This is a genomic window from Terriglobia bacterium (assembly GCA_020072785.1).
Taxonomy (GTDB): Bacteria; Acidobacteriota; Terriglobia; order Acidiferrales; family UBA7541; genus Acidiferrum.
Genome location: JAIQGG010000002.1, coordinates 849,488 through 876,073, shown reverse-complemented (window position 1 = coordinate 876,073; position 26,586 = coordinate 849,488). Strand labels below are relative to the sequence as shown.

Sequence of the window (26,586 nt, the reverse complement as noted above, 5' to 3'; positions counted from 1 at the left end):
CTCTTGCGTCGAATGCGCCGCTGGTCTCCCTTTGCGCCGGGTGGGGGAATCGGAAGGGCGACATGCGCCCGTCCGGTTCCAGCATCTGTGGACTTCAGGCGGCCTTAGGATGAATGCGGATAGCCCGCGCCTTTACCGCCTTTGGCATCGTCAATTCCAGTACGCCGTTCTTGAGCATCGCAGACACTTTGTCCGTTTCAACCTCCACGGGCAGGTCGACGATGCGCAGAATCTGGTCGGCGCATCGCTCCGCATATACCGTCTTGCCCTTTTTCTCTTCCTTGCTTGCTTCCCGCTTGCCCGTGATCGTCAGCCGGCAGGGCTCGACGCTGATTTCCAGTTCTTTTTCACTGAAACCCGGCACTTCCGCCTGAATATGCAGGGAGTCATCCGACTCCATCACATGTACATGAACGGGATGCAGCAATTCCCGCTCCGCTTGAAACCAGTGCTCGATATCGCGGCCGAATGCGCGGCCATTCTCTTCGAAAATCGAATACGCCCGGCGCGAAAGAGCATCAAACATCTCGTTCATCTGATCCAATAAAGATCCATGCTTGATCATTTTCACTGGCTCTTCAGCGCGCTTAACGGCAGTAGTTTCTCCCATGGTCGTTCCTCCCTCTTCCAGATCGCGTTCACGCGGACCGCGGCGGAACATTCACGTCAACCAGCCCAACAGCCGCTCCGTCAAAAATCTCGCAGCCCAGCGCTGCAATATCATTCACAGACTGCGAACGGCAGCGCAGTGATGCGCATCACAAGACCTGCGCTCAGAATTTCCCTCGGGAGCCTGGCTCAACAACCGGCCCATGGATATCCGCATTGTTCGCCATGACCACAGGATGGCAGGACATTCCACACCGAATGCAACGCAGGTTTATTCGCTGCCAGACCCCCAATTCCTTGAGGCCCAGACAGTTGCTGTTCCTTGGCCGTGCCAATTCCCTCTTCTCCAGCGGCGTTGGCCTATCCTAGCGTTTCGAAGAGAAACTATTTCATTTTGGAGGGCAGCTTGATCGTCTTGCCGGCGACCATGAAAACGCCTCTCCCGCGATGATGAATTGTCCGCGGGTATTTCCTTGTGGGGTCGATCCATGCTTTGAGGACCTCCAGGATAAAGAGGCCGTATCTGGCAGTCATCCTGGTGTCAACGACTTTGCATTCGAGATTGGCATAACACTCGTCAATGAGCGGGGCCTGGACCCGCCAGGCGGCCGCCGGCGTGAGACGAAAGGTTTTGAACTTGTCCACCGTTCGCCCGGAGGTGTTCCCGCAGCCCACTACCTTGGCCGCCAGCTCTACCGTGGGGATATTGATCACACATTCTTTGGTCGCCTTCAAGATGCCGAATGTGTGGTTCCGGTCGCTGATCACGCAGCCCACCAGCGGCGGCTCGAAATCGATCATCGTGTGCCAGGACATGGTCATGATATTCGCCCGCCCCTTGCGGGCCGTCGTGACCATCACCACGGGCCCTGGCTCGAGCAGGCGATAAACCTGAGACAGGGGAAAGGACTTTTTCACCATGTCGGCACCCTTTTCCGCGCCTTTTAACAATTACTATCCTCACAAATGGACCACCGCACTAAGCCCTTACGGTCAGCACGGGACACGGCGACCCGGCAGCCACCGTGTATGCCGCTGTCTGCGGCAAGTGGGTGACGAGGTGTTTCCTCCCCGCCCCCATCACGATCAAATCCGCTTTCCTCGCCCGCGCTACCTGCAAAATCTCTTCTGCGAATTCCCCGTATTTCACCACGCACTCCGGCTGGCACCACTGCTCGATTCCCGGCGGCAGGCACTGTTCCAGACGATACCGGGTGGTCTCCTGCAGCATCGCCAATCCACTCTCCGAGTACTCCTCGGAGGGCCGCATCACATGCAGGAGCGTGAGCAGCGCCCGGTATTCCCGGGCAAAAGAAAACGCATATGGCGCGGCATGCTCCGCGGCCCTCCCGAAATCTGTCGCAAATAGAATGTTCTTGAATTCCGCTTCTCCGGAGACTTGGCCCGCGCTGCCTGGCCCTACCGTCAGCACCGGACACTCTGCGCGCCGGAAAATCATCTCCGCTGTAGATCCCATGAATTCCCCTTGCACCGCGCGCACCCCGTGCGTGCCGACGACCACGAGAGAAATCTTATGCTGGTGGATCAGCCGCTCGATTACCTCCCACAGGTTCCCCTCTTCCAGTAACACCTCATGCGGCACGCCGTGCATCCGCCCCGACTTGAGAATGTCTGCAATTCCCTGCTCCGCCGCCCGGCGCATTTTCTCGCTGGCTGCGCGCTCACTTTCCGCAAGCGCAGCCGAATGCGCTTCTGTCACCACGTGCGTCAGGTACACGTGTGCTCCGTAGTGCCGGGCCAGCGCGGCCGCGTACCTCAGCGCCAGATCGGACACCGGTGAAAAATCCGTCGCCACCAGGACGCTGGTCAAAGACAACCCTTTGTCCGTCGTCATCTTCTTACTCGGCTCCTGCACCTTCTTCGAGTGCACTCTGCAGCAACCCACAAGGAGATCGGCCTCCACTGCGCTTTTCTTTCACAACCGTCCTCGTGTCGCCACGTGGCAGAAAATAAATCGCTTCCGGAATCATATTGTTACCGGGATACACCGCAATGTGATCTAGATCACATCTTTCGGTGACCGAGCACGGTACAAAGCAAAAGGAGCATCTGGCCCAGTCTGCTCAGGGGAGTTCGCCGGCTTCCGTGGGGCGTCAGACTTCCTAGCATATCCGCTTGGGAGAAGGATCCCAACCTTATGCTTCCTTCCTGCTAATTGAGAGTGAATCGCAATGGCCACTCCCGCAAAATTGAGGCGAGAGCCATGGGAAGCATAAAACTCATGAAGGTTGACCCCTCTGCGGTCACCCCTGTCGTTGACCGCTCTGCGGTCACCCTCTCCATGAAGCAAGACCAGGAGATCAATAAGCGCCTGGCTGCCGAAAGGCTTCGTCTGCGTCGTCTGGCCGGATTGGATTCGCCGGCGCATTTTCACCGGCCGCTGGAGCGGCCTTTTACCGCGGAGGAGCGCAGCCGGGTCACGATTCTCTTCGGCGGCCTTACCTGGAAGCACGAGGAACTGATCCGTGCCGTGTTCCAAGGCTCTGGCTACCGCTGCGAACGCCTGTCCGTACCCGACGTCGCGGCCTTTCAGACCGGGAAAGAATATGGCAATAACGGCCAGTGCAATCCCGCCTATTTCACGGTTGGCAATCTGGTGCAGCACCTGCGCTCTCTGGAAGCTTCGGGCATGTCGCGCCAGCAGATTCTCGAAGACTACGTGTTCTTCACCGCCGGCTCCTGCGGCCCGTGCCGCTTCGGCATGTACGAAGCCGAATATCGCTTTGCCCTGAAAAATGCGGGCTTCGATGGTTTCCGCATCCTGCTTTTCCATGACAGCGACGGCCTGCGGGCCGCTTCCGGTGAACCGGGGCTCAAGTTCACTGTGGACTTTGGCCTGGGCATGCTGAATGCCTTGCACCTCGGTGACGTCATGAACGACGTGATCTACCAGATCCGGCCGTTTGAGATGCACCCGGGCGAAGCGGACCGTGTCTTCACCGAAGCCATGACGGGGCTCTGCAAAACGCTTCGCGAGCGGCCGCCGTTCGAAATCATGCAACGCGCTCCGCGATGGTCCAGGGGATACCTGCAGCGAAAGAAAACGCTGCGCAACACGCTGAACACCCTCGGCAAGATTCACGAGCACCTCTACGGGGATCTTTACCTGGATGCCCTTGCTGCGTGCATGGAAAAGCTGAACTCGATTGAAGTAGACCGCACGAGGGTTAAGCCCATCGTAAAGATCACCGGAGAATTCTGGGCCCAGACGACGGAAGGCGATGGCAACTTCAACATGTTTGCCTTCCTCGAGCGGGAAGGCGCGCAGGTGCTGGTGGAGCCGATCGCCACCTGGGTTGCTTACCTGCTGCATCAGGCCAAAGCTCATGCCAGAGCCAAGTGGCCGGTGAACCGGCCGCACCGCAATCCCCGCTTCTGGGAATGGAAGAAGCATTTCGCCAATCAAGCGGCCTTGCGCAAGAAGCTCGCCTTGCTCGGCCTGGGCGAGACGCTGTGGTACCACTTCTACCATCGTGTGGCCCTTAACTTGGGTGGCATCACCCACCAACTCGTTCCGCAGCCGGAACTCGCCGAACTGGCGCATCCTTTCTACAACCAGTTTGCCCGCGGCGGCGAAGGGCATCTAGAGGTCGGCAAAAACGTGTATTACACGGTCCACCACCTCTGCCACATGGTGCTGGCGCTGAAGCCCTTCGGCTGCATGCCTTCCTCCCAGTCGGACGGGGTGCAATCGGCCGTGATCAACAAGTACAAGGACATGATCTTCCTGCCCATCGAGACTTCTGGCGAAGGCGAGGTTAATGCCCACAGCCGCGTGCAGATGGCTCTGGGCGAAGCCAAAGCCAAGGCCAAAGTGGAATTCGAAAAGGCTTTGCAGTCGACCGGCAAGCGCCTGGATGACATTACAAATTATGTCGCGGAGCATTCGGAGTTGCGCCGGCCTTTCTACCACGTGCCCTACCGGCCCGGCATCGCGGGGACTGCAGCGCAGTACATCCTGCACGTGAGCGATTGCATGGACGCCAGCCACCGGTCTTGGCGCCGTTCGCGCCTGCCGGGAACAGCCGTCGTAGACACGGGCTGACCGCGCAAGGAGGCTTCCAGCGGCTTTTCCCGGTTTTGATCATTTCCCTGTTTGTTTCCAGGATTCTGCGCAGGAAAACGTATGCACGGCCACCACCAGACGCCCTACATGGTTGGAATCGATGTCGGGTCCACGACGGCCAAAGCCGTTGTCGTGGACGCCGCTACCGGCGAGATCGTCTGGCAGGACTATCAGCGCCACGCCACCCGACAGCCGGAAAAAACCCTGGAGTTCTTGCGCCGCATGGAAGCCGAAGTCGGCGTGAACCAGCACAACACGCGCATGTTCCTGACCGGCTCGGGCGGCAGGGTCCTCGCGGATCTCCTGGGCGCGAAATTTGTGCAGGAAGTTACCGCGGTGGCTCTGGCCGTGGAGAAATACCACCCGGAGGTCTATTCCGTCATTGAACTCGGGGGACAGGACGCCAAGATCATCGTTTTCAAGGACGACGACGAAAGCGGGCGCAAGAAGAAGATTCCCTCGATGAACGACAAGTGCGCCGGCGGCACGGGTGCGGTCATCGACAAAATCAACGCCAAGCTCAAGATTCCCCCAGGCCAGCTCTGCGACCAGGGATATCACGGGATCAAGTTGCATAAGGTGGCCGGAAAGTGCGGCGTGTTCGCGGAGACTGATATCAACAGCCTGCAGAAGCTCGGTACGCCGCCCGATCAGTTGCTGGCTTCGCTCTTCGAGGCCATCGTCCTGCAGAATCTGAGTGTACTGACGCGCGGCCACACCCTGCGGCCGCATGTCCTGCTCCTGGGCGGGCCGAATACCTTCATCCGGGGCATGCAGGAAGCCTGGCAGGCGAACATCCCGCGCATGTGGGAGGAGCGGAAGGTTGAGCTTCCCCAGGGCGCGAAGCCCGAAGATCTGATCAAAGTCCCGCACAACGCCCAGTATTTCGCGGCGCTCGGCGCCATTGAATTTGGCCAGGCCGAGGACGATTGCATCGGTTGCTATCATGGCGCCGAGAAACTCGTCCACTACATCCAGTATGGCCGCCAGGAAGAAAAGGCCAAGTCCGGCAGTTTCGGATTGATGAAGGGCAACGGCGAGCTCGACGCCTTCCGGGCGAAATACCAACGCCAGCGCTTTATTCCCGCATCCTTCCAGAAAGGGCAGGTCGTGGGCGGCTTTATCGGGCTCGATGGCGGCTCCACATCCACCAAGGCCGTCCTGCTGAACGAAGACGGCGATCTGCTGTGCAAGGCGTACCAGCTTTCCAACGGCAATCCGATCCAGGACGCCATCGACATGTTCGAAAACCTCCGCGGACAGGTGGAAGCGCAGGGCGCAAAGCTCCACGTTCTGGGCGTGGCGACGACCGGCTATGCCAAGGACATTCTCAAAGACGTGCTGCAGGCCGATGTCGCGCTGGTGGAGACCGTCGCGCACACCGAATCCGCGCTCCGGTTCTACGACGACCCCCATGTGATCGTGGACGTGGGCGGGCAGGACATCAAACTCATCATTCTCAAAGACGGCCGGGTAAAGGACTTCAAGCTCAACACCCAATGCTCGGCGGGCAACGGCTACTTCCTGCAATCCACGGCGGAAGAGTTCGGACTCAAGGTGGAAGAGTTCGCGGATCTGGCTTTCACCGCTCAGGCCATGCCCGTTTTCGGTTATGGCTGCGCCGTGTTCCTGCAGTCGGACATCGTGAACTACCAGCGCCAAGGCTGGCGCGCGGAAGAAATTCTCGCTGGTCTGGCGGCGGTGCTGCCGAAAAACGTCTTCCTCTACGTCGCCCGCATTCCAAACCTGGCGGCGCTCGGTTCGCGCTTCGTCCTGCAAGGGGGGACCCAAAACAATCTAGCGGTGGTAAAGGCGGAGGTGGACTTTATCCGCGGCAGCTTCCGCGGCGCTGGCCAGGAGCCGGAGATCATCGTTCACGAGCATTGCGGCGAGTCCGGCGCAATCGGCGCGGGCCTCGAGGCGCTGCGCCTGTGGCGCAATGGGATGCGCACAACCTTTATCGGCCTCGATGCAGTGCGCAGCATCGAATACCGGACTACACGCAGCGAAGAGACCCGCTGCAATTTCTGTAAAAACACCTGCCTGCGCACGTTCATCGACATCCGGCTGGAGCAGCTCGGCTCTTCCTCCGTCCCCAAGGTGACCAAAGTCCCGCTGCTGGCGGGCGAGCAGCGCCTGATTATCGCCACCTGTGAGAAAGGCACGGTCGAGGACCTCAGCGAGATGAAGGCCATCAAGGCCGGCATCGATCAGATCAAGGACGCCAATCCCAACTTTGTGGACATCGCTGCCCGGGAAGTCTTCCGCTCGCGGAACTCCAAGCTGGTGGCTGACCCGATTCCGCAATGCGCCTGGTCCAAGCGCGATCAGGAGCGCGCCGCGCTGATGAAGAACCGCGAGGACCTGCGCGTCGGGATCCCGCGCGTCTTGAATGCCTACGTTTACGCCCCGCTGTTCAACGCCTACCTGGAAAGCCTGGGCCTGCAGCCGGAGAACATCGTCTATTCGGATTACACCACTCCCGAACTCTATCGCAGCGGCTCCAGCCGCGGGGCAATTGATCCCTGCTTCCCGGCCAAGATCGCTATCCCGCACGTGTATGACCTTCTCCAGGTCAAACACCAGAAAAAGCCCCTCCAGGCGATCTTTCTGCCGATGTATGACGTTCTGCATTCTTCGCTGGTGAAGCTGACCGGAACGAACGCCTGCCCCACCGCAATGGCCACGGCCGAGACGGTGAAGGCCGCGTTCACCAAGGAGAACGACCTCTTCGCTGAGCTCCACGTAAAATATCTGAATCCCATCCTGAACTTTACGGACCGCAAGCTGTTTGCCTTTCAGATGTACCGGGCATGGCAGCCCATCCTGGGCTTGTCCGAGGAAGAAAATGGCCGGGCCGTCGAAGCGGGCTACCAGGCGCTGCGCGATTACGAACTCAGCATCCGCGCGCGGGCACGCGTCGTGCTGGACCAGCTCGAACGCGAAGACCGCATCGGCATCGTCATGCTGGGCCGGCCGTACCACCACGATCCCGGCCTGAATCACGGAATCCTGGAAGAGTTTCAGAAGTTGGGCTATCCGATCTTCTCCCAGAATACATTGCCGCTCGACGAAGACATTCTGGAACGTCTCTTTGGGGACGAGGTCCGGGCAGGGGTGATCAGTCACGCGCTAGATATTTCGGACTGCTGGAAGAACTCCTTTTCCTGCAGCGCAAACCACAAGATCTGGGCGGCCAAATTTACCGCTCGTCACCCCAACCTGGTCGCCCTGGAAATATCGAGTTTCAAATGCGGCCATGACGCACCCATTTACGGCGTGATCGAAGGGATCGTCGAACAATCCGGAACACCCTACTTCTGCTTCAAGGATCTCGACGAGAACAAGCCCTCCGGATCGATCCGGCTCCGCGTGGAGACCATCGATTACTTTCTGCGGCGTTACCGCGAGCAAATCGCCAAAAGGCGCAAGGTGGAGGAGGAAATCGCAGCCCAACTGGCGCAGTACGCGATGCAGTTGCGTCAGCAGATCGCCCAGGACGCACGGCAAGCGGCGGCGGACTAGAACGGGGCTGCCCCACCGGCAACCGGGGCGCACAATTCTGCGTTTCGCGAAACCCCCTCACCATTCAGGCCGCATACCACTCCGGCAGTTTCTTCCGTCCCAGCATTGCTTCGGCGGCCCAGCGCCCCAGATGGACGGAGAGCGCCACGCCGTGCCCGCTGTAGGCGCCCAGCACGAACACGCGCGAACTCCTTGCGTGCCGCGTAAACACGGGACGTCTGTCCTCGGCGATCAGGATCGGCCCTCCCCACCGGTGCGTGAATTGAACGGACTGCAGCATGGGATGCATTCCGCGCACGCGCTGTTCGAGTCTGGCGATGAGCTCGGCCGCTTCTCCCGCTGCGATGTCCAGCGCGGCCAGTTCGCGCCAATCCTCCAGGTGCACAAGCCCGCTTCCGAAAACGACGCCATTTGTGGCCAGGAGGCGGCCCCAGAGATAGGGCAGATCAATCGTGTAGAAAGGCTTCCGCGCCAGCAGTCCCAGAGCCTCCAGTTGTGCAGCCGTGAGCGGCTCGGTCGCCACGGCAAGGGTAAACGTGGGCTGCGCACGACCCGCCAGACCGCTCAGCTCGAGGGATTCCGCATTGGTGGCGATCAGCACATGCTGCGCGCGCAGTTGCCCGCCGGAAACGCGCACGCGCAACGGTTCTTCGAACACGATCTCTTCGACGCGTGCGTTTTCAAACAAGAGTGCGCCCGAGTCCTGCGCGGCGCGCGCCAATCCGCTCACCAGTTTTCCCGGGTCTAGCGTCCCGCCGGGAACTTCCCGGGCCACGCGCAGCATGCCGGAATCCGCCCAGGCGACCGGCAAATTCGGCAACCCGCCGTCTCGGCTCAGCTCCCATGCCCCGGGAAGCGCGAGGTCGCAATCCACGCCAAGCTCGCACAGCACACCGGAAAAGCCGGCCAGCACATCGCCGAGCCCGGGGAGATCGCCCGCGGCGGTTTCTGCCAGCGGCACGCCGCCCGTATGGCCGCTGGAGCCGGCGCCGATGGATGCGGCTTCAAACAAAGCGACGCTTTGCAGCGGAGCGAGACGCCGCAGCCACGCCGCAGCCGCCAGGCCCGAGAAACCTCCTCCGATTACCGCGAAATCAACTTCCTCGGGCAGCGGGCGCCGTGCCGGATGGAAATCAATCGTCCAGGGCGGTTTCCCCCAGCGCGTTTTTGTCGAGGAACCTGGCAAGGTTCTCCCTCCGCGCGTTTACCGCTTCGCGGTCACGCATAAAAAGCGTGGCATCAGGATACGCGAAGGCGCCGCGCGTTGCACCGGCAGGCGCTTTTCCTGCCCTTGGGCGGTGTGGCCGCGGATGCAGTATTTCCTCTTCTGCCCTTTGCTCTTTTCTTTCCGCTGGAATAATCTCTTTTGCAGCATGTTCCCGAGCGGACTATTCTCCGGTCTTCTCACCGACCTCTATGAACTCACCATGGCGGCGGGCTATGTGCAGAATCGCTTTGACGCCCGCGCCACCTTCGAGCTCTTTGTCCGTCACTTGCCGCCCCATCGCAACTATCTCGTCGCCGCCGGCCTCGAACAGGCCCTCGACTTCCTCGAAAACGTCCGTTTTTCCGCAGAAGAGATCTCCTACGTCCGCGCCCTGCCGTTCTTTCGCCATGTCCATTCCTCCTTCTTCGACTACCTGGCGCAATTCCGTTTCACCGGCGATGTCTGGGCCCTCCCCGAGGGTACGATCCTCTTCCCCGGCGAGCCCCTGCTCCGCGTCACTGCCCCGATCGCCGCAGCCCAGCTCGTCGAGACCAGCCTCCTCGCCGTACTTCATTTCCAGACCCTGATCGCCAGCAAGGCCGCGCGCGTGACCACCGCCGCCGCAGGCCGCCCCGTCGTTGAATTCGGTTCCCGCCGCGCCCACGGCAGCGAAGCCGGTGTGCTCGCCGCGCGTGCCGCCTTCGTTGGCGGCTGCGCGGGAACGTCGAACACTTACGCTGGCCATCGCTTCGGCATCCCCGTCTATGGCACCCAGGCGCACTCCTGGATCATGGCCCACGACGACGAAGCCGAAGCCTTCCGCAATTTCCTGGAGGTGTTTCCCGAACAGTCCACCCTTCTCGTGGACACCTACGACGTTCGCGCGGCCATCGACAAAATCATTGCCCTCGGCCGCAAGCCCGGCGGCATCCGTCTCGACAGCGGCGATGTCCTGGCCGACAGCCTCTGGGCCCGCCAGCGGCTCGACAGCGCCGGGTGGAGCGACGTGCAGATTTTCACCTCCGGCGACTTGGACGAGAATCGCATCGCCGCCCTGCTGCACGGCGGGGCGCGTATTGACGCCTTTGGCGTCGGCACGGCGCTCTCCACCTCTGCGGATGCCCCCTTCATCGGCGTCATCTATAAGCTGGTCGAGGTCGAGCTCGCTGGCCACGTGCGCAGCACCGCCAAATTCAGCGAGGCCAAAAAAACTTATCCCGGCCGCAAGCAGGTTTTCCGCTTCACCAGCGCAGAGGGAACATTTTCCGGCGACATCATCGGCCTTGAGGAGGAGACATTCCCGCCGGCGGATCCGCTGCTCGTTCCGGTGATGCGTCAAGGCCGGCGCCTCGAGGCCGCTGCGCAAGATGCCGCCGCCACGGTCCGAACGGCTCAGCAACGATTCCTGGCTGCCCGGGCGCACTTGCCCGCTCCCGTCCTGGCGCTGGCCCCGGCCGATCCGCCCTTCCCTGTCTCCTATAGCGCTCGTCTCGAGGAACTGTGCGAGCAGATCCGGCAATCCGTCGTCAAGGCCGCGCGCGGCTGAATTCGCGGGGGTGCTCTTGATCTCACCGAAGACAGTTTTCTGGGAAGTTGATGTGCAGGCCGACTTCATGTTCCCCGGCGGGAGGCTTTACATCCCTGGCGCCGAGAAGATCATCCCCAACCTCAATCGCCTCGTCGAAGCTGTCCGCCAGGGCCGCGTCTTTCTAATTTCTTCGGCCGACGCGCACAATCCGGACGATCCCGAGCTTCGCGAATGGCCAGCCCACTGCCTGCTAGGCACTCCCGGCGCCGACCTCCTGCCGGAAGCATGCGCTCCCAGCCGGCTGGTGATCCCCAACCAGAAAGGATTCGTTCTCCCGGAAGATCTCGGTGCCTACCAGCAGGTCACTCTTCAGAAAAACACACTCGACGTCTTCGACAATCCGCATACCGACGCGCTCCTGGCGCGTCTGAACCCCACAGCTTCGCCCGCCTTCGATCCCAATCCCGAATTTGTTCTCTTCGGCGTGGCAACGGAATATTGCGTCCGCTGTGAAGCCGAAGGCCTGCTGCGCCGGGGCCGCCGCGTGGCACTGGTCACCGACGCCGTGCGCTCCCTCGACCCGGACCAGGGACGCCAGATCCTCGCCAGCCTGCAATCCCGCGGCGCTCGATTCCTCACCACCGTGGAAGCCTTGGCTCTCGTCGGCGTTTCGCCTGTGCCTTCTGCTTGAACTCGAGTTCATCCAGAATACCCTCTGCCAAATCTCGCCAACATGGGCAAGGCATTCACGCGAGTGTAAGGATATTTTTTTCGAGAGGGCACAGCATTAGCCGTGCCGCAAAGTGCGCAAAATAAAATGGGGCTTTAGCCCCCTGAAGCCGCCGCGGGTCGCGCACTCATAGTTCTGCTTTTCTGTCTTGAGGGCGAAGCAGGAGCGGAGTATACCTCTGCTGTACTCTCTGCCGGCTTAATGAGACGAGGGTGCCTGCTCTTTAGGGGTTCGCCACCCGCCGCTGCTGAAGAAAGAACGTGCGTGGAAGAATGGGAGGAACAAAAATGTCGATCGCACAGGAACGTTGTAAAGTGACGGCAGTGCGCCGGCACGCCTGGTGGAGAGACACGGCGCTCGGCGCGGCAATGTTGTTCATGCTCGCCGGCGGCCGGGTGGTTGCATCGCCGGCGGACACCCCCGATCCGCAGTCCGAGATCGCCGGGCTCAAATCCAAGTTTGTGGACGTCAAGGGCGTCCGGGCTCGCTACTACGAAGCCGGCTCGGGCGAACCCCTGGTGATGATCCACGGCGGATTCACCGCCGGCTCCTCGACTGCCAACGTCTTTTCACGGAACATTCCCGGCCTCGCCAAACTCTTCCACGTCTACGCCGTGGACCGGCAAGGCAGCGGCATGTCCGGCAATCCCCTGAACGACAGCGACTACAACTATCAGGGCGACGTCAACTTCATTTACAACTTCATCCAGACGCTGAACCTCGGGCAGATCCACCTGGTGGGCCACTCCGCCGGCGGCGCGATCGCGTGGTACCTGGCGATCCAGCATCCGGAAATCGTGAAGACCCTCTCCATCCTCGCCGTCGGCCCGGAGAATCCGCCACAGGGCCCGAGCAAGCTGGTCAACATGCTGAAGAAGTGTCCCGATCAGTCGCAGTATGAAGGCTTGCGCTGCCGGGTGTATGAGCTCGCCTGGTTGCCGACCACCTTCGACGACGAGTACTGGAGAGCGGACCGCTACATGGCGAATCTCCCGAAGTCGAAGGAAGCCCAGGCCAAGCTGGCCGCCGGCGCCGGCGAACCCTTGCGCTCGAAGGAGTTCCCCGCCTTCCGGCAGCAGATGCTGGATCGTGTGGAGAAAGACGGCGTGTTACAGATGCCTGTGCTGCTGGTGGCCGGGAAAAACGATGTGCTCGATTGGGGCGAAAACGACGCGACGGCGAAACTTTCCGGAGAGTTGGCCCTGTTCGACGTGATCGCCGCGAAAAACACGAAGGTGCAGATGATCGTCTTCACCAACAGCGGCCACTTCATGTACCGCGAGCACCCCGAGCAGTTCAACGCGCAGCTCGTCACCTGGATCGACTACTGGGCGCACAACCCGACCGCGCCACCCCAGGGCGATTTCCAGCTGCCCCAATAGAGGGGAGTAGCCAATCCTTGCGGGTTTTGCAAGGATGAGGGGATGGCGGGGAAATTCCGATTGCGAGTGGAGGGATTCCATGGGTGAGATCATTCAGTTCCAGCGGCCGGATGGAAAAACCTGCCCGGGCTATCTGGCGATGCCCAAGACGGGATCGAGCGCGCCCGGCTTTGTGGTCATCCAGGAGTGGTGGGGACTAAACGATCAAATCAAAAAGACTGCGGACCGGCTCGCCGGGGCCGGTTACCGGGCGCTCGTGCCGGACCTCTACCGCGGCAAGGTCACCACGGCCAACGACGAGGCCAACCACCTGATGACGAACCTCAACTTCCCCGATGCCGCCGGTCAAGACATCCGCGGCGCCGTGCAGTACCTGAAACAATCCTCGAAGAAGGTGGCCGTGGGCGGCTTCTGCATGGGTGGGGCGCTGACCATCCTGTCTGCCGTCCGGGTGCCGGAGATGGACGCGGGCGCCTGCTTCTATGGCATTCCGTCCCTCGACGCCGCCGATTTGAAGAAAATCAAAATTCCCCTGATTTGCCACTTCGCGAACAGGGATGACTGGTGCACGCCCGCCAAGGTGAACGAACTGGAGGCCGCGCTCAAGCAGTCGAAATCACCGTTCGAATTCTATCGCTACGACGCGCAGCACGCTTTCATGAACGAAGCCCGTCCCCAGGTGTATGACGCGGTATCTGCAAAGACGGCGTGGGAGAGGACGCTCGACTTCCTGAAAAAGGCACTCGCGTAAGCGATCTCCTCGCCGCCCGTCACGCAAGGATGAAAGCGCCCGCCCTGGTATGACAGCGCGTGCATCGCCGAATTGCCCTGCCAAGCTAGCCCGCGAGAGCACATCGTTAGATATCCGGTAAGACGAATCATGGAGAATGGCGAAGTTTTGGAGAAGAAGTTGGACACATTCTGGACACAGTCAGAACAAGCTGAAGAAAAGATCAATTGATAACGGATGACAGCAAAAGACTTTAAGCTAAAAATTTGGCGGATGGGCCTGTAAGCCGGATTCTGTGCGGCGCGCGTCCCAAATGCGGCCTGCGCGCTGCGGCGACCATTCCTCTAGGTCACGGCTCGCGCCGTGACTCCAGCAGCCTACCCGAGGGTTGATAACGGGCCGGGCCAGCCCTCCCCTCCTATTTGGCCTTGCACCACGCGGGGTTTGCCGTGCCCCCGATGTTGCCACCGGGGCGGTGGGCTCTTACCCCACCTTTTCACCCTTACCAAACGAAGCGTGCGATCCGAAGACGTCTCGAAGGTTTTCCTCCGAGCTGTCACCGAGCTGCGTTCCGCCGGCGGTATCTTCTCTGTGGCGCTGTCCGTGACCGGATCGTTCCCAACCCGGCCCCCTGGCGTTACCAGGCGCGTTGCCCTCTGGTCCCCAGCCTTGCGGCCTGGACCAGGGTGTCCGGACTTTCCTCCCGTCCAGCCATCTTGCGATGACCAAACCAGCGATCGCCCGGCCCACCCGCCAACTCCTATTATACCTCGAAGCGCTGCCCATGCGGGAAAAGGCCGCTCAAAAGTTAAACGGTTGAACAGTTCAACGGTTCCAATAGCTCAAATGAATCAGCGAAGGTCCAGGAGTTTTTCGAATTCGCTCTCGGAGAGGATGGTCACGCCAAGCTCCTTGGCTTTCTCGTACTTCGAGCCCGGGTCGGTGCCCACGACGACGTAATCCGTTTTCTTGCTGACCGCGCCGGAAACTTTTCCCCCGTGCTGCTGCACCAATTCGCCAGCCTCTTCGCGGCTGCGGTTGGCCAGGCCCCCGGTAAAGACGAAGCTCTTTCCGGCCAGCTTCTGGCTTTTCACTTCGCGCTTTTCCACGGTAGGGTGAACGCCGGCCTTGCGCAGCTTCTTGATCAACTCCCGGTTGGCCGCTTCGGAAGAAAACTCGGCGATGCTCGCGGCAACCTTCGGCCCGACCTCCGGCACCTCGACAAGCTGCTCCTCGCTGGCCGCGGCCAGCTCTTCGAGCGAGGAAAACTGCTCGGCCAGCAGTTGTCCCGTGCGTTCCCCGACAAAGCGGATGCCCAGCGCGAAGATCAGCCGCGCCAGGCTGTTCTTCTTGCTGGCCGCGATCTCCTCCAGCAGGTTCTGCGCGGATTTTTCGCCCATGCGCTCGAGCTCGGCCACTTCTTCCATCTCGAGCGCATAGAGATCGGCGAAATCTTCCACCAGCTTCTGGTCCACCAGTTGGTCCACGATCTTTTCGCCCAGGCCGTCGATATTCATCGCGTGGCGCCCGGCGAAGTGTAGCAGCGACTCCTTGCGCTTGGCCGGGCAGGCGGCGTTCACGCAGCGGTAGGCCACTTCGTCTTCTGACTTGTGGATGTGGCTGCCGCACTCCGGACACTCTTTGGGCATGCGGAAGGCCTTGCGGTGCTTCCCTTCCTTCGTCACCTTGATGACGTGCGGGATCACTTCCCCGGCGCGCTCGATCAGCACCGTGTCGCCGATATGCAGCCCCAGGCGCTCGATTTCGTCCATGTTGTGCAGCGTCGAGCGGCTGACGGTGACTCCGCCGACCTGCACCGGTTCGAGCACCGCCACCGGCGTGAGCGCGCCGGTGCGTCCCACCTGCACCAGGATGTCGTTCACGACCGTGGTCTCCTGCGTGGCGGGATACTTGTAGGCGATGGCCCACCGCGGGGCCTTGGCGGTGTAACCCAGTTCCTGCTGCATGGCCGTGGCGTTGACCTTGATCACCACGCCGTCGATTTCATATGGCAGTTTCTCGCGCTTGCTGTCCCAGGCATCGCAATAGGCGAAAACGTCGTCTATCGCTGGGCAGAGCTTCCAGTCGTCGGAAGCGTGGAAATGCAGCTGCCTCAGGACCTGCAAGCACTCGGAATGCTTTGCGAACGGCACCCTGCCGTCCACCAGCAGGTAGTAGGCGAAAAATTCGAGGCGGCGCGAGGCGGTAATCGCGGGATCGAGGACGCGCACGGCGCCCGCGGCAGCGTTGCGCGGATTGGCGAAGATCTTGCCGCCCAGGCGTTCCTGCTCGCGGTTCAGCGCCTCGAACGACTTCCGCGGCATCATGACCTCGCCACGCACCTCGAAATCGGCGGCCAAGCCGTCCTTCTTCAACGCCGCAGAATCCACACGCAGCGGAATCGATCGGATGGTTCGCACGTTAGGCGTGACGTCCTCGCCCGTGGTGCCGTCGCCGCGCGTCACGCCCCGCGCCAGCACTCCCTCCTCGTATTGCAGGGAGATGCTCAAGCCGTCGAATTTGTGCTCGGCGATGTATTCGATTTTGGCGCGCCCGCTGAGCTCGCGCGCGCGGCGGTCGAAATCGCGCAGCTCGTCGTATGTATAAGCATTGTCCAGGCTGAGCATGGGCCGCGCGTGGCGCACGGTCTGGAAGCCTTCGCGCGGCGCCCCGCCCACGCGCTGGCTCGGCGAATCCAGCGTGACCAGCTCGGGATGCTTGGCCTCCAGCGCCTTCAGGCGCTCCATCAGGCGGTCGAATTGCGCGTCGGAGATCTCCGGCTCGTCCAGCACGTAATAGAGGTACTCGTGACGGCGAATCTCTTCGCGCAGCTTCTCGATTTCCTGTTTCGCTGAGGCGGCTTTCGCCATGCGTCCCCCGGGACGAACCTGCCGGAACAAACTGCCCGTTATTATATAGAATGCTTGCTGCGGAGACAGAGAAACACACTTTCCGGAGGTCCATGCCCGCCGAACCCCAGAACGCCCTGCTCATCCACAACCCGCGCGCCGGAAACGGCGGGCGCCGGCGCACCCTCGACGAGGCGCGGCGCATTCTCGCCGCGGGCGGCATCGCCACGGAGTTAGCGGAAACCGGCGGCCCGGGGCATGCCACCGAACTGGCCGCACACGCCGGAGCCAGAGGGCACGGCCTGGTGATCGTCTGCGGCGGCGACGGCACGCTGAACGAAGCCGTCAATGGCCTCGCGGCCCAGGAGGACGGCCGGCGCGTGCCCCTTGGCCTCCTGCCCGGCGGCACGGCCAACGTGCTGGCCAAAGAGCTGGGCATCCCGTGGAACCTACCGCGCGCGGCGCAGAAGCTGCTGCGCTGCCGTCCGCAGGAGATCGCCCTGGGGCTGGCTACGCCCCTTGCGCAGGCTGAGAAGAAGCGCTACTTCATCAGCGTGGCCGGAGCCGGGCCGGACGGCATGATCGTCTATTCGCTGGACCCGGCGCTCAAGGCGCGCGTCGGCATTCTCGCCTACTGGTTCGAAGGCCTTCGCCAGGCCGTGCGCTACCGCTTTCCGAAGCTGCGCATCAGCTCCAGGGAGCAGCAACTGGAGGCCACCATCATCATCGTGGGACGCACCAAGCATTACGGCGGGCCGTTCCAGATCACCACCGGCGCGGACCTGCGCGAAGACTGCTTCGAGCTCGTCGCGCTCACCAGCCAGAGCGGCGTGCGCTACTTCAGCTATTTGCCGGTCCTCTGGTTCGGCGATCTGCGCCGCAGCAAAGGCGTCCATTTTTGGAAGTCGGACACGGTCCTGTGCGAGCCCGCCGGCAAGGAGCCGGTCTACGCACAGGTGGACGGCGAAGCGCTGGCGCGCTTGCCGGTCGAGTTCCGCATCGTGCCGCGCGCGCTGACTTTACTGATGCCGCCGCGCGAAGAGCAAGGTACTGCTTAGGCGCTGTCATGGATCCGCTCACACATGGCCTCGCATCGTTCGCCGCCACGCGGGCGTTCTTTCCCCGCGCCTCGCGCCTCACGATCGTCGCCGCCGTCGCTGCGGGCACCGCCGCCGATCTCGACGAACTCAGCGCCTTCTTCGGTCCCTCGGCCTATTTCGCCGCGCACCATACCTGGACGCACTCCCTCCTGGGAACCGTCCTTCTCGCGCTTTTCGCCGCCGCGCTGCTTTCCGCCCTCTTTCCAGGAGTTGACCGCTTCGCGGTCACAGCCAGCAAAGATCACCACCTCCCGCGGTTTCTTCCCGCCTTCGCCGCGGCCCTTCTGGCCGCAGCGCTGCACCTGGCGATGGATCTGGCGCAAGCCGGGGGCGTGGCGCTGTTCTGGCCGTTCCGCACCCACCGCTATGCGCTGGACTGGCTGGGCGGAGTTGACCCGTGGATTCTGGCCATCCTTGCGGCCGGCGTGCTCTTTCCCATGTTGCTGCGCCTGGTCACCGAGGAGATCGGTGCCAAAGAAAAAGGTCCGCGCGGACGCGCGGGCGCTGTGCTGGCGCTGCTTGCGGTGCTGGCCTACACCGGTGCGCGCGCTTCTCTTCACGCCGGCGCGGTTGCGGCGCTCGAATCGCGCACCTATCGCGGCCAGATCGCGCGCCGCGCCGCGGCGTTTCCGGAAGCCGCCTCGCCGTTCGCCTGGCGTGGCATCGTGGAAACGGAAAGCGCCCTGCACCTGGTTGCGGTTCCCGCCGGGCCCGGAGCATCGTTCAATCCCGAAGCGGGGCAGACCATCTTCAAGCCGGAGCCTTCCGCCGCGCTGGACGCCGCCCGCGACACGGACGCCGCGCGCCGCTTTCTGGCCGTGGCGCGCTTTCCCAAAGCCACGGTGGAAAAAACGCCCGAAGGCTACCGCGTCGCGCTGCGCGACCTGGCCTGCGCCGCGGCGGGCGAGAGCGCGCGGGCGCTAGCGGCCGTCATCGACCTCAGCCCGGACGCACAGATCCGCCGCCAGGCCATCGTCTGGGAACGCGACCTCACGCAGTGACGCTCCTTCTGCCTATCCCTTAAACCTGGTCGGATTTTGCCGCGGGGGGTGTTTCGGGATGCCGCTTCTTCAGCACAATCTGTGAAAGCATGTAGCTCACGGTCACCAGTCCGATCACCAGCACCGTCACATGCAGCTTGTGGTGCGCGAGGTAGGGCAAAGCGTCCGCGCCGTAGCGGATGGACAGGTAGCCGATGCCGAAATAGCGGAACAGCCGCGCCGAGAGAACCGCCAGGATAAATCGCAGCAACGGCACTTCGAAAACGCCCGCGGCAAAGACAAACACTTTGAACGGCGTCGGCGGCGGCAGCAGCGCGGCAATCAACACCCCGAAAAATCCGTTCTGCTCGACCCAGTGGCGGATGACGCCCGCGCGCCCCCCGGCCTTCTGGTGGAAAAGCGCTTCCCCGCCCTTGCGCGCCAGAAAGTAGAGCAGGACGCAGCCCGCGACCGACCCCACCGTTGCCGAGAGCGCATAGAGCGGCATGCGCGCCGGATGCTTGATGGACAAATCGATGAGCAGAAGATCGTTGAGGATCGGAAAACTGAGCACCGAGGAATCGAGAAAGGAGATGGTAAAGAGTCCGGTGGCGCCCAGGCCGCCGGCAAACGCCGCAATTTTGTTCCGCACCAGAACCAGCTTCGATGGCAAACCCGATCCCTCCCTGGCTTCCTGCCAGTTTAGCAGGGAGCGCCAGCGCGCGCCCACTCGTCAGAGCAGCGTCTGGATCGCCTCGGCGACCACGTCGTGGACGCGATGCAGCTCGCCCGGCTCGATCACGTATGGCGGCAGCACGTAAATCACGTTGCCCAGCGGGCGCAGGAGCACCCCGCGTTCGCGGAAAAAGCGGTACAGCCGCGGGCGCAGGCTGGAAAGATAGCCGGCGTCTTCGGCGCGCAGCTCGACGGCCGCCACGGTCCCGATCTGCCGCACCTCCCCCACCGCCGCATGCCCCTTCAGCTGCGCCAGCCGCTCGGCATGAATCCGGGCGATCCCCGCGATGCGCTCGAAGACCGGCTCGTCGTCGAAGATCTGCAGGCTGGCGCAGGCCGCCGCGCAAGCCAGCGCGTTCCCGGTGAAGGAGTGCCCGTGAAAAAACGTGCGCAGCCGGTCTTCGCTGCGGAACGCCGCTTCCACACGGTCGGTCGTGAGCGTCAGGGCCATGGGCAGAAACCCCGCGGTCAGCCCTTTGGACAGGCACATGAGGTCGGGCATGACGCCGGCATGCTCGCAGGCGAACATCTTCCCGGTGCGCCCGAAGCCGGTGAGCACCTCATCCGCGATCAGCAGCACGCCGTGCCGCGTGCAGAGTTCGCGCACCTTCTGCAGGAATTCCACGGGGTGCACGATCATTCCGCCCGCGCCCTGCAGCAGCGGCTCCACGATCACCGCCGCGATCCGTTCGCCGCGCTCCGCCAGCAGCTTCTCGAGACTCGCGGCGCAGTCGATGCCGCACGACTCTCTCTTCAGTCCCACCGGGCAGCGGTGGCAATACGCGGAGTGCGCGCGGTGCGCGGGGAAACGCATCTCCCGGAAGGGCGCGGTAAACGGCGAATCGTCGCTCACGGACATGGCCCCCACGGTGTCCCCGTGATAGCCGTGCTCCAGCGCCACGATCTCGTTGCGCTCCGCCTGTCCCAGGTTGCTCCAGTACTGCACGGCGAGCTTCAGCGCCACCTCCACCGCCGTCGAGCCGTCGTCCGAGAAAAACATGTGCGTCAGCTCGGCCGGCAGCCACTTGCGCAGCCGCTGCGCCAGCTCCTCCGCGGCATCGTGCGTGAATCCCGCGAGGATCACCTGCTCCAGCTTCTGCGCCTGCGCGGCGATGGCCGCGGCGATGCGCGGATGGGCGTGGCCGTGGAGGTTCACCCACCAGGAGGAGATGGCGTCCACCACGCGGCTGCCGTCCTCCAGGATCAGGTGCGCGCCTTCGCCGCGCACCACGCGCAGCGGCGGCGGGTCCAGCGCCGCCTGCGTGAAGGGATGCCAGATGCGAAGAGCGGGGCGCATGGACTTCATCGCGGGAAGGCGTCGCGGTCAAATTGGGTCAGAAAGACCTGCAGCAGCGCGCTGCGGTGCAATTGCGCGAGCATGGGAATTTCCCCGAGCACCCGGGTGTGGCCGTAGCGTTCGATGGTCGCGCGATTGTCCTTGTTGGGTTCGCCGATCAGCACCACGCCGTGCACCGGAACTTCCGCCGAGTGCAGCGCAGCCAGCGAAAGCAGCGTGTGGTTGATCGTGCCCAGTCCGCTGCGCGCGGCGAGAATCACCGGCATGTGCAGCCGGACGATCAGGTCCAGCATGAACTGCCGGTCGTTGAGCGGCACGAGCAGTCCGCCCGCTCCCTCCACGATCAGCCACTGCCCGCCGACCTCCGCCGGGACCCGGAAGCGCTCCAGCTCAATCCTCACGCCGGCCCAGTGCGCCGCCAGGTGCGGCGACACCGGCGGAACAAAGGAATACGTCTCCTCCAGGGTGCGCTCCGCGCCGATGCCTGCCAGGCGCATCACCGTCGCCCGGTCGGAACCTTCCGCCGTGCCGGTCTGCACCGGCTTCCAATACCAGGCATCCAGCCCCGCGCACAGCACCGCCGAGAGAACGGTCTTGCCGACTCCCGTGTCCGTGCCGGTGACGAAGAAGTGCTTGTTCATGCGTGGATCACGGCGGCGCCCTGCGGACGCTGCTCGCGCCAGTCCTTCAGCGCCGCGCCGAGCCGCTGCAGCGTTTCCGCGGTAATCGCGGAAGTAAGCGAAAGCCGCAGCCGCGACGTGCCTTCCGGTACCGTGGGCGGGCGAATCGGGCGCACGGCAAAGCCCGCGGCCTGCAGGTGTTCCGCTGCGGCGATGGCCTCGCCGTTCCCGCCGATCAGCACCGGAACAATCTGCGAAGCGCTGCCCGCCGTATTCCAGCCCGCGCTGCGCAGATCCGCCGCAAAGCTCCGCGAACGCTCCAGCAGCGCGGCCCGCTCCGCGTCCATGGCCCGCGCCAGGCGCAGCGCCGCGCGGATCTGCCCCGTGAGATACGGGGGCATGGCCGTGCTGAAGATCAGCGGGCGCGCGCGATTCACCAGCATCTGCTTCAGCAGTTCGCTTCCGCAGACGAACGCCCCGGCGCTGGCCAGCGCCTTCCCGCACATGTGCAGGACCGCCCACGCGTGCTGCTCCGCGCCGGCCGCCGCTGCCAGCCCGCGCCCCGCCGGGCCGTGCACCGCCGTGGCGTGGGCCTCGTCCACGATCAGCCCGGCGCCGTGCCGCTCCCCCAATTCCAGAAGTTGCGCGATCGGCGCGCAGTCGCCGTCCATGCCGAAAACGCTTTCCGTGACGATGACCTTGCGCCCGGGTGCGGCGGCGTGCTCGCGCAGCGCGGACTCCAGCGCCCCCAGATCGAGATGCGGGTAGACCACCTTGCGCGCCCCGGAAAGCCGCAGGCCGTCGATCAAGCTGGCATGGTTCAATGCGTCGGAAAAGGCCAGGTCGTCCTTGCCGAGCAGCGCCCCGAGCAGCCCGAGATTCGCCGCATACCCGCTGCCGAAATACAGCGCCGCCTCCGTTCCCGCAAAGCGCGCAAACTCCTCCTCGAGCTCCTCCCAAACCGCGCTGTGCCCGGAGAGCAGGCGCGAGCCGGTGCCGCCGACGCGCAGCGTATCCTCGACCGCCCGCACCACCGCGGCATGCAGCTCCGCATTCTCCGCTAGCCCGAGATAATCGTTGGAGCATAGATTGACGCCGGCCGGCGCGGCCAGCGTGCGCCGCTGCCGCCGCGCTTCGAGCGCGCGCAACTCGCGCTCTAGCTCTTGCCGCAATCGGGCGTGGGTCTTAGTGGGCATGCGGTTCGAGCGGCTTCATTCCCAGCGCTTCCAGCATCTGGTAATCCTCGTCCGGGCCGGGATTCGGCGTGGTCAGCAGCCGTTCTCCCACGAAGATGGAGTTGGCTCCCGCCAGGAAGCAGAGCGCCACGGCCTCCGGCGAAAGCTGCTTGCGCCCCGCGGCCAGGCGCACCCGCGAGGCCGGCATCAGGATGCGCGCCGTGGCAATCGCGCGCACCATCTCCAGCGGGTCCAGCGCCGGCACATCGGCCAGCGGCGTGCCCTCCACTCGCACCAGCATGTTCACCGGCACGCTTTCCGGATGCGGCTGCAGCGTGGCCAGTTGCTGCAGCAGGCCGATGCGGTCCTGCTCGCTCTCGCCCATGCCCAGAATGCCCCCGCAGCACACCGTGATGCCCGCCTTGCGCACCGCCGCCAGCGTGCGCAGCCGGTCCTCATACACCCGCGTGGTGATGATGTTGCCGTAGAACTCCGGCGAGGTGTCCAGGTTGTGGTTGTAGGCCGTCAGCCCCGCGTCCTTGAGCCGCTGCGCCTGTTCTTCCCGCAGCATGCCCAGCGTGCAGCACACTTCCAATCCCGCCGCCGCCACGCCGCGCACCATCTCCAGCACCGCCTCGAACTCTTTCCCCTGCGGCGCTTCCCGCCACGCCGCGCCCATGCAGAAGCGCGTCACCCCGCGCCCCGCCGCCTCTTTCGCCGCCGCAATCACCTCTTGCGGGTCCAACAGCCCGTGCCCGCTCACTTCCGCGTCGTAGTGCGCGCTCTGCGGACAATACGCGCAGTCTTCCGGGCAGCCTCCGGTCTTGATGGATATGAGCTGGCAGGTTTGCACGCACTCCGGCGCGTGATGTTCGCGGTGCGCGCTCTGCGCCCGGAAAACCAGCTCCGGCAGCGGCAGCCGGTAGATCGCGGCTACTTCTTCCCGCTTCCAATCGTGGCGCAAAAGCCCTGGCGCGCCTGCCCGCATGCCTGTCTGCATGATCCCTCGTTCCCTAAGATGACCGGATGAAGCTTCGAACAAAAAAGAAATGGTACCATCGCTCGGTGCCTTCATGCTCCTGCCGTTTTTGATGAAGCCGGCGGCCCCCAGCCTCGCGCCCCGGCGGGCTCCTGCGCCCCATCGCCAACCCCGCCCATGGTTTGACCAACCCCGCGCAAAATGTTATAAAAGTTCACTTTGCTTGTGGGCTCGCGGGGACCGGGAAGCTCCCTGCCCGCCGTGCCGCCGGAATTCGGAGGCGCTGCGAGCGCAAGCTCAGCACTCCTTTCGCGTATTTGCTGTGGAGGCCTGCATTCATCTCCGGCAATCTGCTCCGCGCCGCTTCTAGAACAAGCGTCCGGTAGAAATTCGGTGCCGGCAAGAAGTGTCCAGATATGGCTTCGTGCTGAAGTTCGATTTTTTATGGAGGATAGAGTTCGCATGCGCAACTGGCTTACCACCCTTTGGTCTTTCCGCGGCCGCGCCGCGAAGACCCTGGCGGCACTCGCCGCCCTGCTGCTGATCACCGCGCCCGTCGTTCTGGCCCAGCCCGCCCCGGAAGCCGCCGGCGGCGAGGCCGCCCTGAAGCTCCCGGACCTCTCACAGGTCCAGTTCCTCGGCATCGATGGCCACCGCCTGCTGACCATCGGCATTCTCTTCTGCGTCTTCGGTCTGCTCTTCGGCCTGACCATCTACACCCGGCTGAAGAACCTGCCCGTGCACCGGGCCATGCGCGAGATCTCCGAGCTGATCTACGAGACCTGCAAGACCTACCTGGTCACCCAGGGCAGGTTCCTGCTGCTGCTGGAGAGCTTCATCGCCGTGGTCATCATCCTGTACTTCGGCGTGCTCCTGAAGTTTGAGGCCATGCGCGTGGCCATCATCCTGCTCTTCAGCCTCATCGGCATCGCCGGCAGCTACGGCGTGGCCTGGTTCGGCATCCGCGTGAACACTTTCGCCAACTCGCGCACCGCCTTCGCCAGCCTGCGCGGCAAGCCCTATCCCATCTACGACATTCCCCTGGAAGCAGGCATGAGCATCGGCATGATGCTCATCAGCGTCGAACTGCTGATGATGCTCTTCATCCTGCTCTTCATTCCTCGTGATTACGCCGGGCCCTGCTTCATCGGCTTCGCCATCGGCGAATCCCTCGGCGCGGCCGCCCTGCGCATCGCCGGCGGCATCTTCACCAAGATCGCGGACATCGGCGCCGATTTGATGAAGATCGTTTTCAAGGTCAAGGAAGACGACCCACGCAACCCCGGCGTCATCGCCGATTGCACCGGCGACAACGCCGGCGACTCCGTCGGGCCGACCGCCGACGGCTTCGAGACCTACGGCGTCACCGGCGTTGCCCTCATCACCTTCATCCTGCTGGGCGTCAAGAACCCCACCGTCCAGGTCCAGTTGCTGGTGTGGATCTTCGTGATGCGCATCGTCATGCTCATCGCCAGCGCCGCCGCCTACTTCCTCAACGGCGCCATCGCCAAGGCCCGCTACGCCCACGCCGACAAGATGAACTTTGAGGCCCCGCTCACTTCCCTGGTCTGGATCACCTCCCTCGTCTCCATCATCCTGACCTTCGTCGTCTCTTCCCTGATCATTCCGGCCCTGGGCGGCGATTCCTCGCAATGGTGGAAGCTGGCCACCATCATCTCCTGCGGCACGCTGGCCGGCGCCATCATTCCGGAGTTCGTCAAGGTCTTCACCTCCGTTGACTCCCGCCACGTCCGCGAAGTGGTCAGTTCGGCGCAGGAAGGCGGCGCGTCTCTGGGCATCCTGTCCGGCTTCGTGGCCGGCAACTTCTCCGCCTACTACCTGGGCTTGTCCATGGTTTCCCTGATGTCCATCAGCTACCTGGTCAGCCTGCACGGCCTCGCCAACCTGATGATCGCCGCGCCGGTCTTCGCCTTCGGCCTGGTGGCCTTCGGTTTCCTGGGCATGGGCCCGGTCACCATCGCCGTGGACTCCTACGGCCCGGTCACCGACAACGCTCAGTCCGTCTATGAGCTTTCGCTGATCGAGCATCTCCCCGGCATCAAGGAAGAGCTGAAGAAGGACTTCAACATCGACGTGAAGTTTGACCGCGCCAAGCACCTGTTGGAAGAGAACGACGGCGCCGGCAACACTTTCAAGGCCACCGCCAAGCCCGTGCTCATCGGCACCGCGGTCGTCGGCGCCACCACCATGATCTTTTCCATCATCATGGCGCTGACCCAGGGCCTCACCTCCGGCGTGGACAAGCTCTCGCTCCTCCACGCGCCTTTCGTCCTCGGCTTGGTCACCGGCGGCGCCATGATCTACTGGTTCACCGGCGCTTCCACCCAGGCCGTCACCACCGGCGCCTACCGCGCCGTGGAATTCATCAAAGCCAACATGAAGCTGGAGGGCGTCGAGAAGGCTTCCGTCACCGACAGCAAGAAGGTCGTGCAGATTTGCACCCAGTACGCGCAGAAGGGCATGCTGAACATCTTCATCGCGGTGTTCTTCGCCACCCTGGCTTTCGCCTTCGTCGATCCCTTCTTTTTCATCGGCTACCTCCTGTCCATCGCCATCTTCGGCTTGTACCAGGCCATCTTCATGGCCAACGCCGGCGCGGCCTGGGACAACGCCAAGAAGATCGTCGAGGTCGAGTTCAAGCAGAAAGGCACGCCGCTGCATGACGCCACTGTCGTGGGCGACACCGTCGGCGATCCTTTCAAGGACACCTCTTCGGTTGCCCTCAACCCGGTCATCAAGTTCACCACCCTCTTCGGCCTGCTGGCCGTCGAACTGGCCGTGAAGCTCACCTCGGAGACCGGCGGCGCACTGACCCACGTCCTGGCTGCGGCTTTCTTCGTCATCTCCTTCACCTTCGTCTACCGCTCCTTCTACGGCATGCGCATCCGCTCGGAAGCGCACTAGAGAGCGAGTCCACAGTTGGCAGTTAAAAGCGAAACGGGGCGGCCACCAGCCGCCCCGTTTCATTTTTGCGCAAGGGCACGATCGATCCTGCCCGTTCTCGCTCTTTCATCCTGCGGGATGCTATAGCC

Annotated in this window: 19 protein-coding genes and 1 other RNA gene; 9 read left to right on the top strand and 11 right to left on the bottom strand. The window is 63.2% G+C overall.

Annotated elements, in window-relative coordinates; all coding sequences use genetic code 11:
- Positions 1 to 94 precede the first annotated feature (94 nt).
- The 3 genes from LAN61_06985 to LAN61_06975 form a co-directional block, all read right to left on the bottom strand.
- Entirely contained in the window at positions 95 to 610 is a 516-nt protein-coding gene (locus tag LAN61_06985; GenBank protein ID MBZ5540251.1) for an Hsp20/alpha crystallin family protein, read from the bottom strand.
- A 383-nt stretch (positions 611 to 993) separates the two neighbouring features.
- Positions 994 to 1,530: a flavin reductase family protein gene (locus LAN61_06980; GenBank protein MBZ5540250.1), complete on the bottom strand. Its 537-nt coding sequence runs from the start codon at positions 1,528 to 1,530 to the stop codon at positions 994 to 996.
- Between the two features lie 58 nt (positions 1,531 to 1,588).
- Positions 1,589 to 2,464, bottom strand: coding sequence for a universal stress protein (locus LAN61_06975; GenBank protein ID MBZ5540249.1), 876 nt, complete (start codon positions 2,462 to 2,464; stop codon positions 1,589 to 1,591).
- 369 nt (positions 2,465 to 2,833) lie between these two features.
- Here LAN61_06975 and LAN61_06970 point away from each other — a divergent pair, with 369 nt between their 5' ends.
- Positions 2,834 to 4,675 carry an activator of (R)-2-hydroxyglutaryl-CoA dehydratase gene (locus LAN61_06970; protein ID MBZ5540248.1) on the top strand — a complete coding sequence of 614 codons (1,842 nt, stop codon included), beginning with the start codon at positions 2,834 to 2,836 and terminating at the stop codon, positions 4,673 to 4,675.
- Positions 4,676 to 4,756: 81 nt separating this feature from the next.
- The gene (locus LAN61_06965; GenBank protein ID MBZ5540247.1) at positions 4,757 to 8,221 is read left to right on the top strand and encodes an acyl-CoA dehydratase activase-related protein; all 3,465 of its coding nucleotides are present in this window, start codon (positions 4,757 to 4,759) and stop codon (positions 8,219 to 8,221) included.
- A 64-nt stretch (positions 8,222 to 8,285) separates the two neighbouring features.
- Here LAN61_06965 and LAN61_06960 read toward each other — a convergent pair whose 3' ends face one another.
- Positions 8,286 to 9,407 (bottom strand): FAD-binding oxidoreductase, encoded by a 1,122-nt coding sequence (locus LAN61_06960; GenBank protein ID MBZ5540246.1) that lies wholly within the window; start codon positions 9,405 to 9,407, stop codon positions 8,286 to 8,288.
- A 187-nt stretch (positions 9,408 to 9,594) separates the two neighbouring features.
- Between LAN61_06960 and LAN61_06955 the strand changes: the two genes are divergently transcribed.
- The 4 genes from LAN61_06955 (at position 9,595) to LAN61_06940 (ending at position 13,819) form a co-directional block, all read left to right on the top strand.
- Positions 9,595 to 10,974 (top strand): nicotinate phosphoribosyltransferase, encoded by a 1,380-nt coding sequence (locus LAN61_06955; GenBank protein MBZ5540245.1) that lies wholly within the window; start codon positions 9,595 to 9,597, stop codon positions 10,972 to 10,974.
- A 16-nt stretch (positions 10,975 to 10,990) separates the two neighbouring features.
- Positions 10,991 to 11,647: a cysteine hydrolase gene (locus tag LAN61_06950; protein MBZ5540244.1), complete on the top strand. Its 657-nt coding sequence runs from the start codon at positions 10,991 to 10,993 to the stop codon at positions 11,645 to 11,647.
- Positions 11,648 to 11,973: 326 nt separating this feature from the next.
- Entirely contained in the window at positions 11,974 to 13,068 is a 1,095-nt protein-coding gene (locus tag LAN61_06945; GenBank protein MBZ5540243.1) for an alpha/beta hydrolase, read from the top strand.
- A 79-nt stretch (positions 13,069 to 13,147) separates the two neighbouring features.
- Positions 13,148 to 13,819 carry a dienelactone hydrolase family protein gene (locus tag LAN61_06940; protein ID MBZ5540242.1) on the top strand — a complete coding sequence of 224 codons (672 nt, stop codon included), beginning with the start codon at positions 13,148 to 13,150 and terminating at the stop codon, positions 13,817 to 13,819.
- Positions 13,820 to 14,064: 245 nt separating this feature from the next.
- Here the strand turns inward: LAN61_06940 and rnpB are convergent.
- Both rnpB and ligA read right to left on the bottom strand, forming a co-directional pair.
- An RNA gene (rnpB, locus tag LAN61_06935) (RNase P RNA component class A) lies at positions 14,065 to 14,551 on the bottom strand.
- Positions 14,552 to 14,649: 98 nt separating this feature from the next.
- Positions 14,650 to 16,668 carry an NAD-dependent DNA ligase LigA gene (gene ligA / locus LAN61_06930; protein ID MBZ5540241.1) on the bottom strand — a complete coding sequence of 673 codons (2,019 nt, stop codon included), beginning with the start codon at positions 16,666 to 16,668 and terminating at the stop codon, positions 14,650 to 14,652.
- A gap of 92 nt (positions 16,669 to 16,760) precedes the next feature.
- Here ligA and LAN61_06925 point away from each other — a divergent pair, with 92 nt between their 5' ends.
- Both LAN61_06925 and LAN61_06920 read left to right on the top strand, forming a co-directional pair.
- Complete coding sequence (locus LAN61_06925) at positions 16,761 to 17,705, top strand: diacylglycerol kinase family lipid kinase (protein MBZ5540240.1); 945 nt, start codon at positions 16,761 to 16,763, stop codon at positions 17,703 to 17,705.
- Positions 17,706 to 17,713: 8 nt separating this feature from the next.
- On the top strand, positions 17,714 to 18,748 hold the full coding sequence (locus LAN61_06920; protein MBZ5540239.1) for a metal-dependent hydrolase: 1,035 nt from the start codon (positions 17,714 to 17,716) through the stop codon (positions 18,746 to 18,748).
- Positions 18,749 to 18,767: 19 nt separating this feature from the next.
- Here the strand turns inward: LAN61_06920 and LAN61_06915 are convergent, their stop codons facing one another.
- The 5 genes from LAN61_06915 to bioB are packed head-to-tail and all read right to left on the bottom strand — an operon-like array spanning position 18,768 to position 23,542.
- Positions 18,768 to 19,400, bottom strand: coding sequence for a VTT domain-containing protein (locus LAN61_06915; GenBank protein MBZ5540238.1), 633 nt, complete (start codon positions 19,398 to 19,400; stop codon positions 18,768 to 18,770).
- Positions 19,401 to 19,460: 60 nt separating this feature from the next.
- Positions 19,461 to 20,759, bottom strand: coding sequence for an adenosylmethionine--8-amino-7-oxononanoate transaminase (bioA, locus tag LAN61_06910; GenBank protein MBZ5540237.1), 1,299 nt, complete (start codon positions 20,757 to 20,759; stop codon positions 19,461 to 19,463).
- A gap of 5 nt (positions 20,760 to 20,764) precedes the next feature.
- Positions 20,765 to 21,400 (bottom strand): dethiobiotin synthase, encoded by a 636-nt coding sequence (bioD, locus tag LAN61_06905; protein MBZ5540236.1) that lies wholly within the window; start codon positions 21,398 to 21,400, stop codon positions 20,765 to 20,767.
- A complete protein-coding gene (locus LAN61_06900; protein ID MBZ5540235.1) occupies positions 21,397 to 22,575 on the bottom strand; it encodes an 8-amino-7-oxononanoate synthase in 1,179 nt (392 codons plus the stop codon). Before LAN61_06900 ends, bioD begins: the two co-directional genes overlap by 4 nt.
- Entirely contained in the window at positions 22,565 to 23,542 is a 978-nt protein-coding gene (bioB, locus tag LAN61_06895; protein ID MBZ5540234.1) for a biotin synthase BioB, read from the bottom strand. Before bioB ends, LAN61_06900 begins: the two co-directional genes overlap by 11 nt.
- Positions 23,543 to 23,995: 453 nt before the next feature.
- Here bioB and LAN61_06890 point away from each other — a divergent pair, with 453 nt between their 5' ends.
- Positions 23,996 to 26,458, top strand: a complete 2,463-nt coding sequence (locus LAN61_06890; protein MBZ5540233.1) for a sodium-translocating pyrophosphatase — start codon at positions 23,996 to 23,998, stop codon at positions 26,456 to 26,458.
- Positions 26,459 to 26,586 lie beyond the last annotated feature (128 nt).